Genomic DNA, 20970 nt, shown 5'->3' on the forward strand with positions numbered 1-20970 from the left:
AAAGGCATTCAAAACGAAATTGAATGCCTTTGTAACTTTAACTTATTCTTCAGCTGGTGGAAGTAACATTAGAATTGAATCATTCATCAGTTGGGCAAAGTCAGCCAAAACTTCGTCATGATTAAAGTGTTGATCAAAGGCCAATACTTGACCATCTGCAATTTGTTTTAACAGATTGCTAGAATCTTCAGAAATACAAATTTGCTCGCCATTTGCCCAGAACAATAATGCTTGGTCTTGTTCGGCATACAATAAACGTGACGCAGGTTCAAGCAAAATCTCATAACCAGTATCTAAAATTTCACGCAAATCATCTGCTTCAATTTCATCAGGCTCAGGAATATTGTCTGGATATTTTGGCTCTGACATTAAACTGATAATGGCATTGTCCAGTTCAGATGAATTCTGTAAGCGTTCGAGTAACAGCGTTTTTACATAATCCAATTCTGATTTGGTGATTTGCCCAATAGGATTGGCTTGTTGTCTTTGAATATCAAGCAATGGATTTTTTAATAAAGTGTTATCAGCGAACTTGTCACTAACACGATCCATCACATCTGCCATGTTTGGCATGCGGAAACCAAATGAGAAGGTGAGACAGTCATCTTCCGCGACACCGTAATGTGATAATCCCGGTGGGACATAGAGCAAATCCCCAGGCGCAAGTACTTCATCAAAATCAACCTGCATTTCAGGCAATAATTTTAATGGTTGGCCTGCAACAAATTCGGTATTGGCATCACACATTTGTCCAAGCTGCCAACGACGATGCCCATAACCTTGCACAAGGAATACATCGTAAAAGTCAAAATGTTTTCCAACTGAACCGCCTTTAGGCGCATAGGACACCATGATGTCATCGCGGCGCCATTGCGGAATAAATGGAAACTTTTTCCACAATTCAGCCAAATCAAAAGAGTAATGATCGACGGCTTGAACCAGTAAGGTCCAAAGTTTTGGCATTTTTTGGAAATCACCCTTGATTAAAGGTGAAGATTTTACTGTCCACTGATTCGGGTCTTTATCTTTTTGCTTAATTAAACGCGCTGTCACATGCTCTTCTAAAGCCAGTTCCATCACATCATTGGGTTCTAAGATGTTGATGATTTCAGGTAAAGCATTACGTACAAGTAAAGGTTTCTTTTGCCAGTATTCGCGAAGAAACTGTTCAGCGGTGATGCCGCCTAAAATGTCTAAAGGTTGGGACATAAGTTACAGCCTAAATTAAGGAACTAAAATATTTAATTGACGAAGAATTTGACACAATTGAATCATTGGTAGACCCATGAGAGTCGTCTGGTCGTGGCCAATCATTTGTTCGAATAAACTAATGCCCAAACTCTCACATTTGAAGCTACCCGCACAATGTAGCGGTTGGTCTATCGCGACATAACGTTCAATCTCTGCCAAACTCAGTTTTCTAAATTTTACTTTGTAGTGTTCTACAAGAGTTTGCTCAAAGCCAGTTGACTGCTGTTGCACACTCAGCGCGGTACTAAAATAGACAATTTTGTCAGAGTTAGCCTGTAACTGACGAATGGCTTTATCTTCCGAGAGTGGTTTACCAATAAAAATATCAGGGGCACCTTCACGCCAAGCCACTTGGTCTGAACCAATCACAATGGCGTCTGGAAATTTTTGCGCAATGGTGTTGGCTTTTTCAAAGGCTAAACGATGAGCCAAATCATCTGCATGTAATTCACCACGTGGTGATTCATCAATCTCTGGTACAACACAATCATATTGAATCTTTAAGCGATCCATTAAATCTTTGCGTGTCTGACTGCTTGAAGCCAGAATGATTTGGGTATTCATCAGATGGCATAATCCATTAATACATTCAGTGGAACATAAGAAAGAACGGCTTGATGGCAGGCATGGATTTTAACAGGAGGAGCTTGACCTGCCTGATAAGCTTCCACCCAACGTGTCACACAAATACACCAAAAATCGCCTGGTTGTAAACCAGGAAAACCAACTTCAGGTAAAGGGGTGATTAAGTCATTGCCAACTTTCTGTGAAAAATTTAGAAACTCAGAAGTCATTTGTGCACACAGGGTGTGTTGCCCTAAATCGGTCGTTGCAGTATGGCAAAATCCATTGCGAAAATAACCCGTAATCGGGTCAAAACAACAACTGGCTAAGGGTTCGCCAAATACATTTAAGCGGTTAATTTTAGGATCTGGATGAAATGACATAACAGTGAATCAATTTGTGGCTTTTCAATATCATAATCAAAACTAACGCTTTCGGCAGCTTTTATACAAAAGAAGCTAACCTTTTTCTGCATAATCATTTAAAATCGTGCCGATTTTATATATTCAGAGAGCTATACATGAATTTTCAGCGTATGACTGACCTTGATTTAGCAGGTAAACGAGTTCTTATTCGTGAAGACTTAAACGTTCCTGTTAAAAATGGTGTGATTACCAGTGATGCACGTTTACGTGCTGCATTACCGACAATCAAAGCTGCATTAGATAAAGGCGCAGCAGTCATGGTGTATTCACATCTTGGTCGTCCTGTAGAAGGGGAGCCAAAAGCTGAACAATCATTAGCTCCAGTTGCAGCATACTTAACCGAAGCTCTAGGCCAAGACGTTCAGTTAGTGACTGACTACCTTGATGGTGTTGACGTTCAAGCGGGTCAAGTGGTTCTTTTAGAAAACTGCCGTTTTAACCACGGTGAAAAGAAAAACAATCCAGAACTTGCACAAAAATATGCTGCACTTTGTGATGTATTCGTGATGGATGCATTTGGTACTGCGCACCGTGCAGAAGCATCAACAGAAGGTGTTGCACGTTTAGCACCTGTTGCAGCCGCGGGACCGCTTCTTGCCGCGGAACTTGATGCATTGGGTCGCGCACTACAAACCCCTGAAAAACCAATGGTTGCTATTGTTGCAGGTTCTAAGGTATCGACTAAACTTGATGTTTTAACTTCATTGTCAGATATCTGTGATCAATTGATCGTGGGTGGTGGTATTGCCAATACATTCTTGGCGGCAGCAGGTTATAACGTAGGTAAATCATTGTGTGAAAATGATTTAATCGACACTGCTAAAGCGATTGCTGCAAAAGTATCTGTACCACTTCCAACTGATGTTGTGGTTGCTGATGCTAGCGAAATCAAATTTGATGATTTCTTGGGTTCATTGGCTGCTGCAAAAGCAGTTGTGAAAAAAGTTGAAGATGTTGCTGATAACGATATGATTTTGGATGTTGGTCCAGAAACAGCACAAGCGTTTGCAGAAATTTTAAAAACTTCAAAAACTATTCTTTGGAACGGTCCAGTAGGCGTATTTGAAGTTGATCAATTCGGAGAAGGCACTAAATCGCTTTCTTTAGCGATCGCAGAATCTGAAGGTTTCTCTATTGCAGGTGGTGGTGATACTTTAGCTGCGATCGACAAATACGAAGTCGCTGACAAAATTGGTTATATCTCAACGGGTGGTGGTGCATTCCTTGAATTTGTTGAAGGCAAAACACTTCCAGCAGTTGCTGTTCTTCTAGAACGTGCTTGAAAAAAATAATGCATCGAATCAGATGAAATAAATGAAAAGGTTGACTTTGGTCAGCCTTTTTTATTGCATTCATCTTTAGGTCATCAAACTGTCATATCTCTGCAATAAAATCACGCCTATTAAATCACCTGTTGTAGGAATAATGTGATGAACCTAAAATTAACACTTGCTGCTTTATTAATCGCACCATTGGCTCTAACGGCTTGTGCCAAAAAAGATGAAGCACCGAAAACAGATGCAGCAGTAGAAGAAAAAGTTACTCCAGAGCAACAAGCTGCAATAGATTCATTAGATAAGCCAGTTATGGACGAAAAAAATACAGATGTTCCTGCTGAAGTCGCCAATGCAGATGCCGATGCGGCGACTCCTGCTACAGAAGCAGAAGCTTCACAGGCGACTGCTCAATAAATTATCGTATTTTCTTAGAAGGTCCCTGCAATTGCAGGGATTTTTTTTAAATAGTGTTATTTATTGCTGAATTGAAACCTTTCAGCATGTAGAATATGTCGCATTACCTGGGAGGACATTATGGCTCTTATTTCATTGCGCCAGCTCTTGGATCACGCCGGCGAACATGCTTACGGCGTACCAGCATTCAACGTAAACAACTTAGAACAAATGCGTGCAATCATGCTTGCAGCAGATGCGACAAATTCACCTGTCATCGTACAAGCATCAGCGGGTGCGCGTAAATATGCAGGTGCTCCATTCTTACGTCACCTTATTTTGGCTGCAATTGAAGAATGGCCACATATTCCAGTGGTGATGCATCAAGATCACGGTACAGATCCAGATGTATGCCAACGTTCAATTCAATTGGGCTTCTCATCAGTAATGATGGATGGCTCATTGGGTGCAGACGGTAAAACACCAACCACTTATGAATATAACGTTGATGTAACACGTCGTACAGTACAAATGGCGCATGCATGCGGTGTTTCTGTTGAAGGTGAAATCGGTTGTTTAGGTAGCCTTGAAACAGGTATGGCGGGTGAAGAAGATGGTGTGGGAGCAGAAGGTGTTCTTGATCATTCTCAACTTTTAACTTCAGTTGAAGAAGCACGTCAGTTTGTTGCAGATACCAATGTCGATGCGCTTGCTATTGCGGTAGGTACTTCACACGGTGCGTACAAATTTACGCGTCCACCTACAGGCGACATTTTGGCAATTGACCGTATTAAAGAAATTCATGCGGCACTTCCAAATACGCATCTTGTAATGCACGGTTCAAGCTCTGTGCCACAAGAATGGTTGGCTGTAATTAACCAGTATGGTGGAGACATCAAAGAAACTTACGGTGTTCCTGTTGAGCAATTGGTTGAAGCAATCAAACATGGTGTACGTAAAATCAACATTGATACAGATTTACGTTTAGCATCGACAGGTGCAATGCGCCGTATGATGGCAGAACAACCAAGCGAATTCGATCCTCGTAAATTCTTCGCAAAAACTGTTGATGCAATGAAACAAATTTGTATCGACCGTTATGAAGCATTTGGTACTGCGGGCAACGCTGACAAGATTCGTCCAATTTCTTTAGAGAAAATGGTTGAACGTTATAAATAATCGCTCCACAAATTATTTATAAATAGAAGCCCACATAATTTATGTGGGCTTTTTATATGACTGACGAACATATGGGGTAAATGTCTAATGGAACTGATTCTTGCAGCAGCACTTTGCAGCGTTTTGGTATCAATACTGCTTAAAGTTTCTAAGGCTAAAGGCTTAAATCCTATGCAGATGATTTGCTGGAATTATGCGATTGCAAGTCTTTTGTGTTTCTATTGGTTTAAACCTGATTTGAGCCATGTTTCTCCAAGCAATACACCGTGGTGGCTTATTCTTAGCCTAGGCTTGTTATTACCGAGTGTGTTTTTATGTTTATCTAAATCATTACAAACTGCGGGCATTGTCAAAACTGAAGTCGCACAGCGTTTATCAGTGGTTTTGTCGTTGGGTGCTGCTTATTTTATTTTTAATGAGCAGTTTGGCGTACTCAAACTTATTGGGATTGGTTTAGGTATTACAGCAGTGTTATGTATTATTTATTCACATCGCAGCAGTCATACTCAAGCGAGTGCTGGTTCCTCAGGTATGTTTTATTTAGTAAGTGTTTGGGTGGGGTATGCCTTGGTGGATATCTTGCTGAAATACACGACAGGTTTGGGGGTGCAGTTCTCTGTGGCTTTAAACTTAATGTTTATATGTGCCTTTATCTTTTCACTTTTATATGTTGTATTAACTACAAAGCAGATTGGTTCATCTACAAACATTTTTTGGGGATTATGTTTGGGTGTAGTTAATTTTGCCAATATCGCACTATACGTTAAAGCACACATGTTACTTAAAGATAGCCCCGCAATTGTATTTGCAGGGATGAATATTTTGGTGGTGTTATTGGGTGTTTTGAGTGGTCTTATTTTCTTTAAGGAAAAACTTAAAACCAGCACCAGTCTAGGATTGGGCTTAGGAATTATGAGTGTACTTTGTTTAGCCTATGCCATGATTGTTTGATAAATTTAACAGCAGACGTTATTGAGTAGAGAAGTAAGTCTTTTTTCTCCGCAGCCCCCATAAGGAAGCCAGTATGATGACACTGAGGGCAGTGTGGTTCATGCAGCATAGACTGTGTACAGAGATGAAAATAGGTAACTTGACAATGTTTACATTCAAATTTAATTGGAAGTTGAATAAATAAAGACATCAATAACCTCTGCTTAGGTAGAACATGTATTTTAATTAAGCAAGATTTGTTCCTTTAGAGAAAAAAGGGACAAATGAATTGTCCCTGATTATTACAAGTAAATTTTACAGCTTAGTGAATACTTCTTCTTTCTTTAGGCGAGACTTTGGTAGCTTGGCGTTAAAATCTGTCTCACTGCGATAGCCCAGTGTTAGTAGCACAGAGGGAATTAAGCCTTTTTCTGTGAGTTGTAATTCTTCAGTTAATAAATCCTCATCAAAACCACCAATAGGGGTGGCATCAACATTCTCGATTCCTGCTGCAAGCAGGATTTGTCCCAACGCGATAAAGGTTTGATTTTCAGCCCAACGTTGAATATCACCTTTTTCATTACGGTAATAATCGACATAACCTGTACGACTATCTTTTTGACCTTGTTTTGCAGTAGCGTCTTTGAAGCGACCACTGACATCATCTTGCGCCAATAAATTTTCTAAATGTTCTTCAGTAATATCTGCTTTAGTGCAAAATAAAATGGTATGTGATGAATCTAATACTTTTGGTGCATTGTAGGCATATTTTCCCACCAAAGCCTTGGCAATGCGTTCTTTGGCTGTATGGTTATCTGCAATAAAGAAATGCCAAGGCTGAATATTAATTGAAGAAGGTGTTAGGCGTAAAATTTCCAGTAGGCGTTCAAATTGCTCTTGTGGAATTTTCTTGGAAGGGTCGTAAGCCTTAGTGGTATAACGAGTTTTTGAAATGTTCAAAAGATCCATGAAAATTTCTCCGAGGTCAAATGGATGCTGTCATTAGCTGAAAATTCACATTAATCGTTTAGAGTTATACATTCAAGCAGCGTATACGAATGATCTATCAAAGATTGTTCAATTATGAGATTGGAGGGGATTCTGCAAGATTAAGTGGTGAATGCAATGATCAAATAGAAAATCAATATTGGTATTTAGGTGTAAATCAGGCTTTACTGCTTGTAGCAAGTGCGTTTATGACCGTTGAACATGATGACTGACACGATTAATTACTTTAAGCAAAATTTAAAAAAGCAACAACAAATAGGGCTTTGGGTTGGTTTGGCAGATGCGTATGCAACTGAACTGATTGCAAATGCGGGCTATGACTGGTTACTGATTGATGGTGAACATGCCCCGAGTGATTTAAGAACGACATTATCACAACTGCAAAGCATGGCAGCATATCCTTCACAAGCGGTGGTACGTCCACCTATTGGTAGTGTTCAATTAATTAAACAGTTGTTGGATATTGGGGTACAAACCTTATTGATTCCAATGGTAGAAACGGTTGAGCAGGCAGAGCTTATGGTAAAAGCGGTACGTTATCCACCAGAAGGGATTCGTGGTGTCGGTGCTGCATTGGCGCGTGCAACGCGTTGGAACAGTATTCCTGATTATTATGCGCAAGCGCATGAACAAATTTGTTTATTGATTCAAATTGAGTCAATACAAGGCTTAAGTCATTTAGATGAAATTCTTAAAATTGAAGGGATTGATGGAGTATTCATTGGGGCAGTCGATTTATCTGCGACGATGGGCTATCAAGGTGATCCGAACCATCCAGATGTGCAGAAAGCTGTCATAGCAGCCATTCAAAAGATTCGTGCCGCAGGAAAAGCCGCAGGCATCTTATCCACCACAGATGAAGTCACGCAGAAATACATAGAATTAGGAACAGAGTTTGTCGCTGTAGGCGTAGATACCAGTGTCTTGATGAATGGATTAAGAACATTGTTGGCGAAGTATAAAAAGGGCAGTGAGGAAAAGCGAGTAGAAGGTGGTTATTAACCCTGAACAGGTAAGCCAGCGAAAAACAAGAGTTTTAAATACTTAGTAGTTAAACGTACTTAATTTTAATATTAAGTCCTGTTGTTTTGGATCAACAACCAGAATTTGTGCTGAATCTTCTTTCCAATCACCGAGCACAATGCGCTTTTTACCGTCTTGTTCATGAATGGCTGCACGATGGGTGTGTCCATGAATGAGAATATCTACATCCGCTAAAGCTTGGGTAACGGCTTGTTGATTGACATCCATCACTTCATAACTTTTAAACTGCTGCGCAGCGTAACTTTTTTTACGGAAACCGTTGGCAAGTTTGGTGCGGAAGCTGAGTGGCATTTTTCGTAGAAAGCCCAATACAAGAGGATTGCGAATCACTTTTTTAAAGCGTTGATAACCGACATCATCGGTACAAAGCGCATCACCATGTTCTAGGCGAAACTTGTGTTGATTGATGTTTAGGACATAGTCGTCAGGCAATAAAATGCCATTAAACTGATCCAGAAATTTTTGACCTAAGGCGAAATCACGATTACCCACTTGGAAATAAATCTGATTACCTGCGGCATTAAACTGTTGTAATGCAGCAACGAGTTCATCTAACCATGGTGCAGTATAGTCATCGCCAATCCAAGCATTGAACCAATCACCTAAAATATAGAGCTGAGTTTGCTTAAATTGATATTCTTTAAGTAAAGCGAAAAACCCTCGAACAAGTCGAGGGTGATCGGGTGACAAATGTAAATCTGATATAAACAGATAGGTCACGCTTTTATCCTTTAAATAATCCCTCCTAACCTCCCTTTACTCAGGGAGGAAGTCCCTCTTTTTAAAGAGGGATTTAGGGAGATTAATTACTCAGAAATGATTTTTGCAGATTCGATGACAACGTTCTCTAAAGGAACGTCAGCGTGGTAACCACGGTTGCCAGTACGAACGCCTTTGATTGCATCTACAACATCAAGACCTTCAGTTACTTTACCAAATACTGCATAGCCCCAACCTTGTGCTGTTTTACCAGTGTGGTTAAGGAAAGAGTTGTTTTTCACGTTAATGAAGAACTGAGCAGATGCAGAGTGAGGAGCTTGAGTACGCGCCATTGCAATCGTACCTACATCGTTGCTCAAACCGTTGTCAGCTTCGTTTTCGATTGAGTCACGTGTTGCTTTTTCTTTGAAGTTTTCATCCATGCCGCCACCTTGGATCATGAAACCATCAATCACACGGTGGAAAATTACGCCGTCATAGAAACCGTCACGAACATATTCTAAAAAGTTAGCAACTGTTTTAGGTGCTTTTTCAGCGTTAAGCTCAAGAACAATACGACCTTTATTGGTGTTTAATTCGACTTGAGGAAAACTCATTGTGTAATCTCCTTAACATGGACATAAAAGCCATGGGTTTTTGGTTGAGAGAAGCATAAGCAAACTGTAAACTACAAGGCAAGTAAAAACGTACATTTCTTTGTTAAAAATACTGAAATTGCGTTTAAAATATCCTGTTTTTTATTTTTAGAAGTGATCTATCTACTATGAAGCCAAATGATGTTGTTGCATCTCTGCCAAATAACCCGACACCAAGTAATCATGCCTCTGTCGATGCTGCGCAGCAAGAACAACAGCCTGGCTTGGATTTTGTACGTCAGGTCATTACTGACGATTTATCTTCTGGGCGTACACAAACCGTTGTAACGCGTTTCCCACCAGAGCCAAATGGCTATTTGCATATTGGTCATGTAAAAGCGATTTGCCTAAATTTTGGTATTGCACAAGAATTTAATGGTTATTGTAATCTTCGTTTTGACGATACAAACCCTGATGCCGAAGAACAAGAATATGTTGATGGTATTGCCAACGATGTAAAATGGTTAGGTTTTGAATGGAAAGATGAACCACGTTATGCGTCGGGTTATTTTGATCAATTATATGCATGGGCAGTGCAATTGATTGAACAAGGTGATGCTTATGTGGATTTGCAATCACCTGAAGAAATTAAATTAAACCGTGGTAACTTTGTTGAGCCTGGTAAGAATTCACCTTACCGTGATGCAACAGTTGCAGAGAACCTAGAACGCTTTGAAAAAATGCGTAATGGTGAAATGAAAGAAGGTGAAGCGGTATTACGTGCCAAAATTGACATGGCATCTCCAAATGTACACATGCGTGATCCAATTCTTTACCGCGTATTGCATTCTGAGCACCATCAAACGGGTGACAAATGGAAAATGTATCCAATGTATGACTATGCTCATCCATTGTCTGATGCTATTGAAGGCATTACGCACTCTTTATGTACTTTGGAATTCCAAGACCACCGTCCATTCTATGACTGGGTGATTGAGAAAGTTCATTCAGCAGCAGTACCACGTCAGTACGAATCTAGCCGTTTAAACATTGACTACACCATCACTTCAAAGCGTAAATTGCGTAAATTGGTTGAAGGTGGTTATGTAAATGGATGGGATGATCCACGTATGCCAACAGTTGTCGGTATGCGCCGTCGTGGTTTTACACCTGAAGGTTTACGTGATTTCTGTAAGCGTGTGGGCGTGTCTAAGACCGATGGTATTGTGGATGTCGCAATGCTTGAGTTCTGTATCCGTCAATCGCTAGAAAATGCTGCTGGTCGTGGTATGGCCGTCTTAAATCCATTGAAAGTCACTTTAACGAATTTACCTGAAGCTTTGGACTTGGTGCATGCACGTCATCCAAATGTAGATATGGGCGAGCGTGTTATTCCTTTGACTTCTGAAATTTATATTGATCGTAAAGATTTTGAAGAAATTCCACCAAAAGGCTTCAAGCGTTTAGTCCCTGAAGGTGAAGTGCGTTTACGTCATGCTTATGTCATTAAATGTGATGAAATCATTAAGGATGAAAATGGTGAAGTGGTTGAACTAAAATGTTCAATTGATCCTGAAACTTTAGGGAAAAATCCTGAAGGACGTAAAGTGAAAGGTGTAATTCACTGGGTATCTGCAAGCAAAGGTGTTCCTGCTGAAGTACGTATTTATGATCGTTTATTCACCGAATCTGCACCAGATGCAACCGATGATTTCTTGGCGAATCTAAACCCAGAATCATTGCAAGTGGTACAAGCTGTGATTGAACCCGCTTTGGCACAAGCAGAGCCTGAACAACGTTTCCAATTTGAACGTGAAGGTTATTTTGTAGCAGATCGTTATGACCATTCAGCTGAAAAGCCAGTGTTTAACCGTATTTTAGATTTAAAAGACAGTTTTAAACCAGGTAAATAAAACCTGATTTGAAATGTGAAAGCCCCTGAACCGTGAGTTGAGGGGCTTTTTTAATGTCTAATGTTTTTTGAAATAGAGATTGCAAAGTGAGTTAAATATGATGGATCGCTTAAAAGGAGAAAATGGTACTTTTAAACATCAATTTAACGATTTTTATGTTCTTGATCTTTGAAGAATAAATAAGTCTGTCTTTGCATTTTCGCTTTATCACGCAGTTTCTTTTTAATATATAGCGCAAGTGCAAAGCAAGTGGTGGTAATAGTGAGCAACATACCATTCATATAGCTCATAATTGAGCTTACATAACCGATAGTCGTTAAACGATTCATCATACGAACCACTTGTGGACTGCTTTCCACACCTGTAATTGCCCAAGTGCAAAGATGTTCACAATTGTTCATAATCAGGTGATAGTGGTTTTCTTTCATACGTGAGCGCATACGGCGTACGACTTTGCGACCCGAATATTTAGAATGTTGGTAATGCACGACATCAATTTTTTTACCATGACAGAATTCTGCCAGAGTGGTGGTTTCAATCGGTCTTTTTTTGAAGAAATGGGCAAAACCTGAATAATGGATAACACGTCCACGCCCAATATAAATCCCATGATGAGAGTAGGCGAAGTGTTTTACCACCAAATGTGCCCCAATATGAAACGGTTTTTTCTGTTGATGCATCGCTACACTAAACGAATAAACTTAAGCATTATATTAGCATGTAGTTTACTTGGAATAATGAAGATAAGTGAATAGTTGCATATGAATGCTACAAAAAGCAATAAAATAGAAGAGAAGTGATGAAAGTGTAATAGTTCACATGACAATAACATTGAGACAGGTTCTGCAATTGATCACTATGCTGATCAGTAGCCTAATGTCTATGTCTCAATTTGCTCAAGTGACTAGCTATACGAGGCAATATAATGATCTCAACTATACCGTAGTTGAAGTCCATGATTTATCCAAGCTTCGTTTATTGTTAAATAAACAGAACGATCAAACACCAGTAAATTACTTTAGCCAAATCCCGGCACAATTAAACACATGTGAGAAAATGCTATTTGCAATGAATGCGGGCATGTTTCATTACACGTTCCATCCTGTAGGTTTATATATTGAAAATAAGAAAAAGCTATTTCCACTGAACCAGCACCTTGGATGGGGAAATTTCTATTTACAGCCGAATGGTATTTTGGCTTGGAACAGTAAACAGGCTGTTATTTTAAGCACTTCTCAATATGTGAAAGGTAAATTTAAAGCGGATTATGCAACGCAGTCAGGGCCGATGCTGGTGTCTAATCAACTAATCAATCCAATTTTCATAGCAGAAAGTTCATCTCTGAAAATACGTAACGCCGTGGGGATAAAAGATCAAGTGCTATATTTTGTGCTGACTGAGCAAGCTGTAAATTTTTATGCTCTAGCGAGCTTTATGCAAAATGTGCTCAAGTTAGAGCAAGCTTTATATCTAGATGGCTCCATTTCAGCGATGTATCTGGCTGAGAAGGATATCAATATTCAGAGTAGTTCGTTTGGACCGATGTTGGCGTATATTGAAGATCAGGAGTGTGAGTAGAGAAAAGGCAATAAAAAAGCATTGGTTGTTCCAATGCTTCTTAATGACGAAATTGGCATCACTGTAATGGTGAATGGGTGATTTCGTTTAGCTCTTTGCGGCTATAACCTCGAGAGGCTAGAACACGTTTGATGCCAATGATGACATCGTCATCTGTGGCTTGAGCAAGAGCCTTTAACAGTTGTTCATCTGTTTTGCATGAGCAATCATTTTCGACACACGCGATTTGATTTTTATGCTCATTCAACTGCTGCGGTGCAGCAAACAATTTTTGCCAAAAACTCATAGAGCCTTCATTCATGAATAACATAGAACGAAATATAGCCAATTCTATAAATAATGCAAGATGATCTAAGTGATAAAAGCAGCAGTTGAACACGCAAAATTTCAATCATAATGGCAAGATTTAACGGTTTTATGACAGGTCAAAATGTACGGTGAAATTAACTACTTTATTTCAAATAAAAATCCTCAAGTTATTGTTTTAAATAACTTGAGGACGTAAAGGAGATGATTAAATAATTCTTACAATTTTTCCAGTAACACACCAGATTCAACATGGTGGGTATACGGGAACTGATCGAATAAAGCAAAACGTGTAACTTTGTGCGTTTGCGTAAGTAGCTTTAAATTGTCATGTAAGGTATCTGGGTTACAAGAAATATAAATGATACGTTCAAAACGCTGTAACAGTTTCAGTGTTTCATCATCAATACCCGCACGTGGTGGATCCACAAACACCGTGTCAAAATCATAACTGCTGATATCAATTTGTGCTTCTTGTAAGCGTCTAAATTCACGTTCACCATTGTAGGCTTGGGTAAACTCTTCAGCAGAAAGTCGCGCTATTTGAATGTTATCAATATTATTTTGTTCAATATTCCATTGAGCTGCGTAGACAGATGATTTTGCTAACTCTGTCGCCAATACACGATTAAAGCGAGTAGACAGTGGCAAGGTAAAGTTACCATTACCACAGTAAAGTTCTAATAAGTCTTTTGAAGATTCTTTTGCAGCATCACACGCCCATTCCAACATCTTTTGGCAGACTTGAGCATTCGGCTGGGTAAAACTACTTTCGATTTGTTTGTACTGATATTTGCGCCCAAAAACTTGTAGTTCTTCAACCACAAACTCATCAGAGAGCACAACTTTTTGACCGCGACTACGACCAATAATTTTGATCTTGAGTTTTTCAGCCAACTGTTTTGCTAAAGTTTGCCATTGTTCATCGAGTGGACAGCGATAAATCAGTGAAACAAGCATTTCACCTTTTAAAGTCGCTAAAAAATGAACTTCAAATAGTCGTTTTGATAGTGCTTCGTGACTTTTCAGTTCTGCCAATAGCACAGGCATCAGTTGATTAATGCTGGCGTCGGCAATCGGAAACTCATCGATACGAATCACTTGTTTTTGTTGTTGTTCATCGCGTTCAAACATGGCATAGAACATATCGTCATCAGTATGCCAAATACGAAATTCTGCACGCATACGAAAATGTTGTTCTGGAGATGCAAATACAGAAAGTGAAGGGGGATTGAATTCGGCAAATTGCGCAGAAATACGTTCAACTTTGGCATCAAGTTGTTGCTGATAAGATGAAGTCATATGCAGTCAAAAATTATAAAACGTAGAAAACAGGGATGGTAACAAAGTTTACTGAAGAAGACTAAGCGAATTCAGCAACTTCGAATGAAAATCTAAAGAACTAGAGAATAGTTGGATGAATACCGAGAAAATATGCTTTTCTCAAATAAAAAGAAGCCAAGCCATTAGACCAGTAATGGCTTGGTAAGGGAAAGATAACCCTTGAACAGGATGCTTTTTAAACCTTAGTTCAAGGTCATTAAGCTGGCATTACCACCCGCAGCAGCAGTGTTAATACTGATTGCACGCTCAATCACAAGACGCTCAACTGGAATGTCTTGTTCGGCAGGTTGTAAATGGGTAATACCCACAATAGCACCTGAACGCTGTGCGATTGCAGTTTGCAATTCAAGCACTTGAGTCGTTGTACCATGGTGTAGAACTGCATCAAAATCATCTGTTGCAATGCTTTGGATCACTTTGAATTGTTCAGCCACCATTTTAGGCATCGTTGACATGTGCTTCAATGCGAATACATTGTCAGCAAGTACAGCCGCTTTGCTGCCTACAGCAAAAATTGCGTTCAATTGAACCAATTGGTCTTGTTCTTGCTCTGCAAGAGACAATACGCAGTGACGAGCAACAATTGTATATTGGTTGCTTTCACCTGTAGGACCATTTAATTCATACACTTGACCAGAAGCAAGCGCAGGAACTTGAGGCAATTTCACTTGTGGGAACTGCTTTTTCACCCAAGCGCTGAATTGTTCGTACACTTCATTCTTTGGTGCAGCTTGTAATACTTTACCTACTGCAAATGGGGTACTTAACTGTTTCGCGCTGCATTCTTGCATTAAACGGTACAAGTAAAGTGGACCACCTGCTTTAGGACCAGTACCAGACAAGCCCTCACCACCGAAAGGTTGTACGCCAACAACAGCACCAACGATGTTGCGGTTAATATACAAGTTACCCACTTCAGAAGTGCTAATCACAGTGTTGATGGTTTCATCAATACGTGTATGTAGACCCATGGTTAAGCCGTAGCCTTTCGCATTGATCTGATCCACTACAGATTTCACATTACCTTGTGGGTAACGGATGATGTGTAATACTGGGCCGAAGACTTCACGCTCAAGGTCGTTTAAGTTTGGTAATTCAATTAACGTTGGTGGGATGAATGTACCTTGATTCAAGCTTGTATCAACAGCATCGTTACGCATGAACTGGTGCACTGCATAGCCTTTACCATGCATTTTTTGGATGTGGTTTTGGATATTGGTTTGTGCTTCGGCATCAATAACTGGACCGATGTCAGTTTTTAATAATGCAGGGTTGCCTACATTCAATTGTTGCATTGCACCTTTCAACATGCGAATCACGCTTTCAGCATTGTCTTCTTGTACGCAAAGGATACGAAGTGCAGAACAACGTTGACCAGCACTGTCATAAGCCGAGTTCACAACATCTAGAATCACTTGTTCAGTTAATGCTGATGAATCCACGATCATGGCATTTTGACCACCTGTTTCCGCAATTAACGGAATCGGTTGACCATTTGTACCTAAGCGTTTCGCAACAGTTTTCTGAAGAATTTTCGCAACTTCAGTAGAACCTGTGAACATAATGCCTTGAATACGTGGGTCAGCACTTAATTGCGCACCAACAGTTTCACCACGACCAGGAATTAACTGCACAACAGCTTGAGGTACGCCAGCTTCCCAAAGTATTTGGATAGCTAAAGATGCAATGAGTGGTGTCTGTTCAGCTGGTTTTGCAATAACGGTGTTACCCGCAACAAGTGCAGCAGAAATCTGACCACTGAAGATTGCCAATGGGAAGTTCCATGGGCTAATACACAATACTGTGCCTAATGACTCAATTTGAGCATTTGTAGCCAAGTTTGTGCATTGTGCAGCGTAGTAACGTAAGAAATCGACCGCTTCACGAACTTCAGCAATCGCATTGGCATAAGTTTTACCACTTTCACGGCATAACAACACCATCAATTCTTGGATACGGCTTTCCATAATGTCGGCAGCACGGTTTAAACATGCAGCACGCTCATTTTTCGGTGTATTTACCCAAGCTGCTTGTGCATTTGCAGCATTCGTTAATGCTAGGTTTACGTGTTCAGCAGATGCTTCTTTTACGCTACCGACTTTGTCAGAGTGTACAGCAGGATTGATTACATCAACTTCTGCAGCCGCAGCAATTTCAGCTAAACCAGGACCCATTGATTCAGCAGACCATTGCTGTGACATCAGGCTTTGAACTGTTTTGTCCAAGCTTAACAATTCGCTGTCATTGGCTAAGTCTACGCCTGAAGAGTTTTGACGTAATGCACCATATAAATTCTGTGGTAGCGGAATAGCAGGGTGTTTTAAGCCAACGCCTTTTTCTTGTTTGGCAGAAGTTAAGATCGCTTCACGAGGGTTTTCGATCAGGTCTTGAATCTCCAAGCTCTTATCAGCAATACGGTTTACAAATGAGGTGTTTGCACCATTTTCGAGTAAACGACGAACTAAGTAAGCCAATAATGTTTCATGCGTACCTACTGGTGCATAAATACGGCAAGGAATATCCAATTTGTTTTCAGATTTTGGACCAACTACTTGTTCGTATAAAGGTTCACCCATGCCGTGTAAGCATTGGAATTCGTATTGACCAACGTAATATTTCGCAGGATCTGCCAATTGGTAAATTGTCGCTACAGTTTGAGCATTATGCGTCGCAAACTGAGGGTAAATTTGCTCTGGTGCAGCCAATAATTTTCTTGCACATGCGATATAAGACAAGTCTGTATGTACTTTACGGGTAAATACAGGGTAGTCCGTCATACCTTCAATTTGTGCTTTCTTGATTTCACTATCCCAGTACGCACCTTTCACCAAACGGATCATGAGGCGCTTGTTGCTACGTTTAGCAAGGTCAACAATATAATCTACAACGTAGAAGCAACGCTTTTGGTACGCTTGAATAACAAAGCCAATACCTTTCCAATCTGCCAATTCAGGCTCAAAGCAAAGACGCTCTAATAGCTCTAGAGAAAGCTCTAGACGTTCAGATTCTTCAGCATCGATGTTTAAGCCAATGTTATAGCCTTTTGCCAAACGCGCGAGTTCAAGAACTTTGCTATAAAGTTCTTTGTGTACACGTTCAGTTTGAGAACGTTGGTAACGCGGATGTAATGCAGAAAGCTTGATAGAGATACCAGGGCCGCTATAAACATCTTTGTCTTTAGATGCTTGACCAATCGCATGAATCGCATTGGTGTAGTCATCATAATAACGCCCAGCATCATGATCAGTTAACGCTGCTTCACCCAACATATCGTATGAATAACGGAAACCTTTATCTTCAAGACGTTCAGCATTACTTAACGCTTCTTTGATGGTTTCGCCAGTAACAAACTGTTCGCCCATCATACGCATAGCAACGTCTACGGCCTTACGAATGATGCCACGACCACTACGTGCAATTAAGCCTGTAAGCATACTAGAAAGGCTAGCTTGCTTAGGTGTTTCCATGAGCATACCTGTTAACATTAAGCCCCACGCAGCGGCATTAACGAACATCAGGTTGCTTTGACCAACGTGGTCTTTCCAGTTACCTTGATTAATTTTGTCACGGATTAATAAATCACGTGTGGCAGTATCAGGAATACGTAATAACGCTTCAGCAAGACACATGAGTGCAATACCTTCTTGCGAAGATAAAGAGAACTCTTGTAATAAACCTTGCACGATACCAGCTTTACCTGCAGAACTTTTACGCTCACGTAAAGTGTGTGCAAGGTTAAAAGCTAAGTCTTGAATACGTGTGTTCAATTCATCTGAAATTTTGCTATGCTCAAGTAGATTTTCAACACATTCAGATTCGGCACGGCGCCAAGCAGTGTTAATTTCTGTTTCGTAAGCGGTCTTTTCTTTGAAAAGCGTAATATAGTCTTGATGAGGTTTGGTTCCATCAATTGGGGAGATGATCGTATTCATGCCAACTTCCTGTGACTGAAAAGATTGAGTTAAGCAAATTGCCGTATATAATTAATGATCACAGAAATAAACCCGAATAACTCACTATTGTTTCCCTTATTTTTAGAGATTAATTCAGATGTCTAGCCAAATTTTATCGCTTGATCGAACGGATATTAAAATTTTAGATATTCTGCAAAACGATGGACGAATATCGAATATTAAATTGGCTGAAGAGGTGAATCTATCTCCTACGGCTGTGCTTGCAAGGGTACAGAAGCTCAGTAAAGATGGATTTATTCTTGGCTATGAAGCCAAGTTAAATGCTGCGATGTTGAATTCAAATTTTGTCGTCTTTGTAGAGATTTTACTCGATAAAACTACACCGAATGTATTAGATGAGTTCTGTGAGGCAGTCATGCAGTATCCAGAAATTGTTGAATGTCATATGACTAGTGGTGGATTTGATTTTGTTGTGAAGATTCGCTGTGCCAGTATGGAAGAATTTCGTAAAATTTCAGGGCAGGTGCTGTGGCAGCTACCGGGAATTAAAGAAACCCGAAGCTATCCGGTAATGGAAGTCATTAAAGAAAGTGCGAAGTTGAACCTGAAAATTAAAAAGAGTAGATAAAAATAAAGGGGCGTTTAGCCCCTTTATTTTTTAACTGTACGAAGAATTATTTATTCTTCAATTCAGCCATTTCGCGTTTATAGAATGCATCCGCTTGTTCAAAACGTTCTACAACATCTTTCTCAGGTTCTTTACCAAGTAAGCTCACCACGACAATACTGACGAATGACAAGATGAAGCCAGGGATGATTTCATAAATACCAGTGTCGCCCATCGTATTTTTCCATACGATTACGGTTACTGCACCTACAAGAATACCTACGATTGCACCGTTGAGTGTCATGCGTTTCCAGAACAATGACAAGATGATTAATGGACCAAACGCAGCACCAAAACCAGCCCAAGCATAAGCTACTAAGCCTAAAACTTTACTATCAGGATTTTGAGCAAGCACAATCGCAAGGATTGAAATGCTGATTACCATTAAACGACCAATCCAAACCAACTCGTTTTGAGAAGCATTTTTACGGATGAACGCTTTGTATAAATCTTCTGTTAAAGTACTAGAACATACCAAAAGCTGACAGCTTAAAGTACTCATCACTGCTGAAAGAATTGCAGCAAGAATGATCCCTGCTACCCATGGGTTAAATAAGATTTTATTTAATTCCATGAAAACAGTTTCAGGGTTTTGTGTTACTGCTGCTGCAAATTCAGGGTGTTGCTGGAAGTAAGCAATACCAACAAAACCAGCACCAACTGCGCCACCTAAGCATAAAATCATCCATGCCATACCAATGCGACGAGCAGCAGGGATAGTTTTTGCAGAATCAGCTGCCATGAAGCGGACTAAAATGTGGGGTTGGCCAAAATAACCTAAGCCCCATGCCATTGAAGATAAAATAGCAACAGTACTTAAACCTTCAAGCATGTTCAATGCTTGTGGGCGAGCTGCTTCGAGCAGTACACCGAATTGTTGACTATGATCATCAATTGCAAGGTAAGTAATCACTGGCATTAACAGTAAGGCAAAAATCATTAAGCCTGCTTGGAATGTGTCAGTCCAACTTACAGCAAGGAACCCACCAATACATACATATGAAATTGTTGCGAGTGCACCAATCCAAAGGGCAGTAGAGTAGTCCCATCCAAATAAACTTTCGAATAAGCGTGCGCCAGCAACCATACCTGAGGCACAGTAAATAGCAAAGAAGATTAAAATTACGAAAGCGGAAATAATACGTAATACACGTTTTTTGTCGCCAAAACGACCAGTGAAATAATCTGGTAATGTAAGCGCATTATTTTGAAATTCAGTGTGAACACGTAAACGTCCAGCGACTAAAAGCCAGTTTAGCCATGCACCGATAATTAAACCAATAGCAATCCACGCTTCAGAGAGACCAGAAAGATAAATTGCTCCTGGTAAACCCATGAGTAACCAGCCACTCATGTCCGATGCACCTGCTGAAAGTGCAGTTACAACGCTTCCAAGACTACGTCCACCCAAAATGTAGTCAGAGAAATCTGAAGTTGCCTTATAGGCATATAGGCCAATACCGACCATTGCGATAATGTAAAAAATAAAGGTGATTAATGTAGGGTTCACTTGACTCATATGCCCATCCTTTGTCCTAAAACCATCAATCCAAGATGATTTTTTGAGCTGCAATAGCGAGGAGGTGATTCAATCATAAAAGCAAAATTACTTACTGTTACATTTCTAGGGTGTTTATAGTCATTTTGTGTAGCGAAATGTAATCTTGGTTACAAAACTAAAAATGACAAAAAATTGTACTAAGCATATGTAAAATGGTCTTTTTAAAAGAATGAATGCTTTAAAAAGATGATTATTCACTATATTTGATGATAATTTAGCCTATAAAGATGGAATTTCATCAAAATAATGATTTTTTTACATAAAATAACAATCAGATTATGCTTTATTTGTAAGAAATATTAGTTAGATAGCTTTAATTGA

19 protein-coding genes are annotated in these 20970 nt (G+C 39.8%); 8 read left to right on the forward strand and 11 right to left on the reverse strand.

Annotated features, from left to right (window positions below):
* Positions 1-42: 42 nt before the first annotated feature.
* The 3 genes from C3F34_RS15495 to C3F34_RS15505 are packed head-to-tail and all read right to left on the reverse strand — an operon-like array spanning position 43 to position 2198.
* Positions 43-1209 (reverse strand): cupin domain-containing protein, encoded by a 1167-nt coding sequence (locus C3F34_RS15495; protein WP_044740430.1) that lies wholly within the window; start codon positions 1207-1209, stop codon positions 43-45.
* Positions 1210-1224: 15 nt separating this feature from the next.
* Positions 1225-1815, reverse strand: coding sequence for a Maf family protein (locus C3F34_RS15500; RefSeq protein WP_044740431.1), 591 nt, complete (start codon positions 1813-1815; stop codon positions 1225-1227).
* Positions 1815-2198 carry a DUF2237 family protein gene (locus C3F34_RS15505; protein WP_016166326.1) on the reverse strand — a complete coding sequence of 128 codons (384 nt, stop codon included), beginning with the start codon at positions 2196-2198 and terminating at the stop codon, positions 1815-1817. The genes C3F34_RS15500 and C3F34_RS15505 overlap by 1 nt, the downstream gene beginning before the upstream one ends.
* A 137-nt stretch (positions 2199-2335) precedes the next feature.
* On the opposite strand from C3F34_RS15505, the gene C3F34_RS15510 reads away from it, so the two are divergent.
* The 4 genes from C3F34_RS15510 to C3F34_RS15525 all read left to right on the forward strand — a co-directional run bounded on the left by C3F34_RS15510 (position 2336) and on the right by C3F34_RS15525 (position 6040).
* Positions 2336-3523, forward strand: a complete 1188-nt coding sequence (locus C3F34_RS15510) for a phosphoglycerate kinase (RefSeq protein WP_044740432.1) — start codon at positions 2336-2338, stop codon at positions 3521-3523.
* Positions 3524-3670: 147 nt separating this feature from the next.
* Positions 3671-3931: a hypothetical protein gene (locus C3F34_RS15515; RefSeq protein WP_044740433.1), complete on the forward strand. Its 261-nt coding sequence runs from the start codon at positions 3671-3673 to the stop codon at positions 3929-3931.
* A 120-nt stretch (positions 3932-4051) separates the two neighbouring features.
* Entirely contained in the window at positions 4052-5089 is a 1038-nt protein-coding gene (gene fba, locus C3F34_RS15520; protein ID WP_016166323.1) for a class II fructose-bisphosphate aldolase, read from the forward strand.
* An 87-nt stretch (positions 5090-5176) separates the two neighbouring features.
* A complete protein-coding gene (locus tag C3F34_RS15525) occupies positions 5177-6040 on the forward strand; it encodes an EamA family transporter (RefSeq protein ID WP_044740434.1) in 864 nt (287 codons plus the stop codon).
* A gap of 294 nt (positions 6041-6334) precedes the next feature.
* Here the strand turns inward: C3F34_RS15525 and nfsB are convergent, their stop codons facing one another.
* On the reverse strand, positions 6335-6988 hold the full coding sequence (nfsB, locus tag C3F34_RS15530; protein ID WP_016166320.1) for an oxygen-insensitive NAD(P)H nitroreductase: 654 nt from the start codon (positions 6986-6988) through the stop codon (positions 6335-6337).
* Between the two features lie 243 nt (positions 6989-7231).
* On the opposite strand from nfsB, the gene hpaI reads away from it, so the two are divergent.
* Positions 7232-8029, forward strand: a complete 798-nt coding sequence (gene hpaI, locus C3F34_RS15535) for a 4-hydroxy-2-oxoheptanedioate aldolase (protein ID WP_044740471.1) — start codon at positions 7232-7234, stop codon at positions 8027-8029.
* A 42-nt stretch (positions 8030-8071) separates the two neighbouring features.
* Here hpaI and C3F34_RS15540 read toward each other — a convergent pair whose 3' ends face one another.
* Together C3F34_RS15540 and C3F34_RS15545 are read right to left on the reverse strand one after the other, a co-directional pair.
* Positions 8072-8791 (reverse strand): UDP-2,3-diacylglucosamine diphosphatase, encoded by a 720-nt coding sequence (locus C3F34_RS15540; protein ID WP_104442050.1) that lies wholly within the window; start codon positions 8789-8791, stop codon positions 8072-8074.
* 86 nt (positions 8792-8877) lie between these two features.
* Positions 8878-9387 (reverse strand): peptidylprolyl isomerase, encoded by a 510-nt coding sequence (locus tag C3F34_RS15545; protein ID WP_100241687.1) that lies wholly within the window; start codon positions 9385-9387, stop codon positions 8878-8880.
* Between the two features lie 167 nt (positions 9388-9554).
* Here C3F34_RS15545 and C3F34_RS15550 point away from each other — a divergent pair, with 167 nt between their 5' ends.
* Positions 9555-11279, forward strand: coding sequence for a glutamine--tRNA ligase/YqeY domain fusion protein (locus tag C3F34_RS15550; protein WP_104442051.1), 1725 nt, complete (start codon positions 9555-9557; stop codon positions 11277-11279).
* A gap of 143 nt (positions 11280-11422) precedes the next feature.
* Here the strand turns inward: C3F34_RS15550 and C3F34_RS15555 are convergent, their stop codons facing one another.
* Positions 11423-11959 (reverse strand): lecithin retinol acyltransferase family protein, encoded by a 537-nt coding sequence (locus C3F34_RS15555; protein WP_016166312.1) that lies wholly within the window; start codon positions 11957-11959, stop codon positions 11423-11425.
* Between the two features lie 196 nt (positions 11960-12155).
* Here C3F34_RS15555 and C3F34_RS15560 point away from each other — a divergent pair, with 196 nt between their 5' ends.
* On the forward strand, positions 12156-12857 hold the full coding sequence (locus C3F34_RS15560; protein WP_158654367.1) for a phosphodiester glycosidase family protein: 702 nt from the start codon (positions 12156-12158) through the stop codon (positions 12855-12857).
* Between the two features lie 58 nt (positions 12858-12915).
* Here the strand turns inward: C3F34_RS15560 and C3F34_RS15565 are convergent, their stop codons facing one another.
* The 3 genes from C3F34_RS15565 to putA all read right to left on the reverse strand — a co-directional run bounded on the left by C3F34_RS15565 (position 12916) and on the right by putA (position 18439).
* Positions 12916-13143, reverse strand: coding sequence for a hypothetical protein (locus tag C3F34_RS15565; RefSeq protein ID WP_044740439.1), 228 nt, complete (start codon positions 13141-13143; stop codon positions 12916-12918).
* Positions 13144-13382: 239 nt separating this feature from the next.
* Positions 13383-14465, reverse strand: coding sequence for a tRNA (uridine(54)-C5)-methyltransferase TrmA (trmA, locus tag C3F34_RS15570; protein ID WP_044740440.1), 1083 nt, complete (start codon positions 14463-14465; stop codon positions 13383-13385).
* Positions 14466-14689: 224 nt separating this feature from the next.
* Positions 14690-18439, reverse strand: coding sequence for a trifunctional transcriptional regulator/proline dehydrogenase/L-glutamate gamma-semialdehyde dehydrogenase (gene putA, locus C3F34_RS15575; RefSeq protein WP_044740441.1), 3750 nt, complete (start codon positions 18437-18439; stop codon positions 14690-14692).
* A 118-nt stretch (positions 18440-18557) separates the two neighbouring features.
* On the opposite strand from putA, the gene C3F34_RS15580 reads away from it, so the two are divergent.
* A complete protein-coding gene (locus tag C3F34_RS15580) occupies positions 18558-19049 on the forward strand; it encodes an Lrp/AsnC ligand binding domain-containing protein (protein WP_044740442.1) in 492 nt (163 codons plus the stop codon).
* 46 nt (positions 19050-19095) lie between these two features.
* Here the strand turns inward: C3F34_RS15580 and putP are convergent, their stop codons facing one another.
* On the reverse strand, positions 19096-20607 hold the full coding sequence (gene putP, locus C3F34_RS15585) for a sodium/proline symporter PutP (RefSeq protein WP_044740443.1): 1512 nt from the start codon (positions 20605-20607) through the stop codon (positions 19096-19098).
* Between the last annotated feature and the right edge of the window lie 363 nt (positions 20608-20970).

The sequence above is a fragment of the Acinetobacter sp. ACNIH2 genome, assembly GCF_002934965.1.
Taxonomy (GTDB): Bacteria; Pseudomonadota; Gammaproteobacteria; order Pseudomonadales; family Moraxellaceae; genus Acinetobacter; species Acinetobacter tandoii.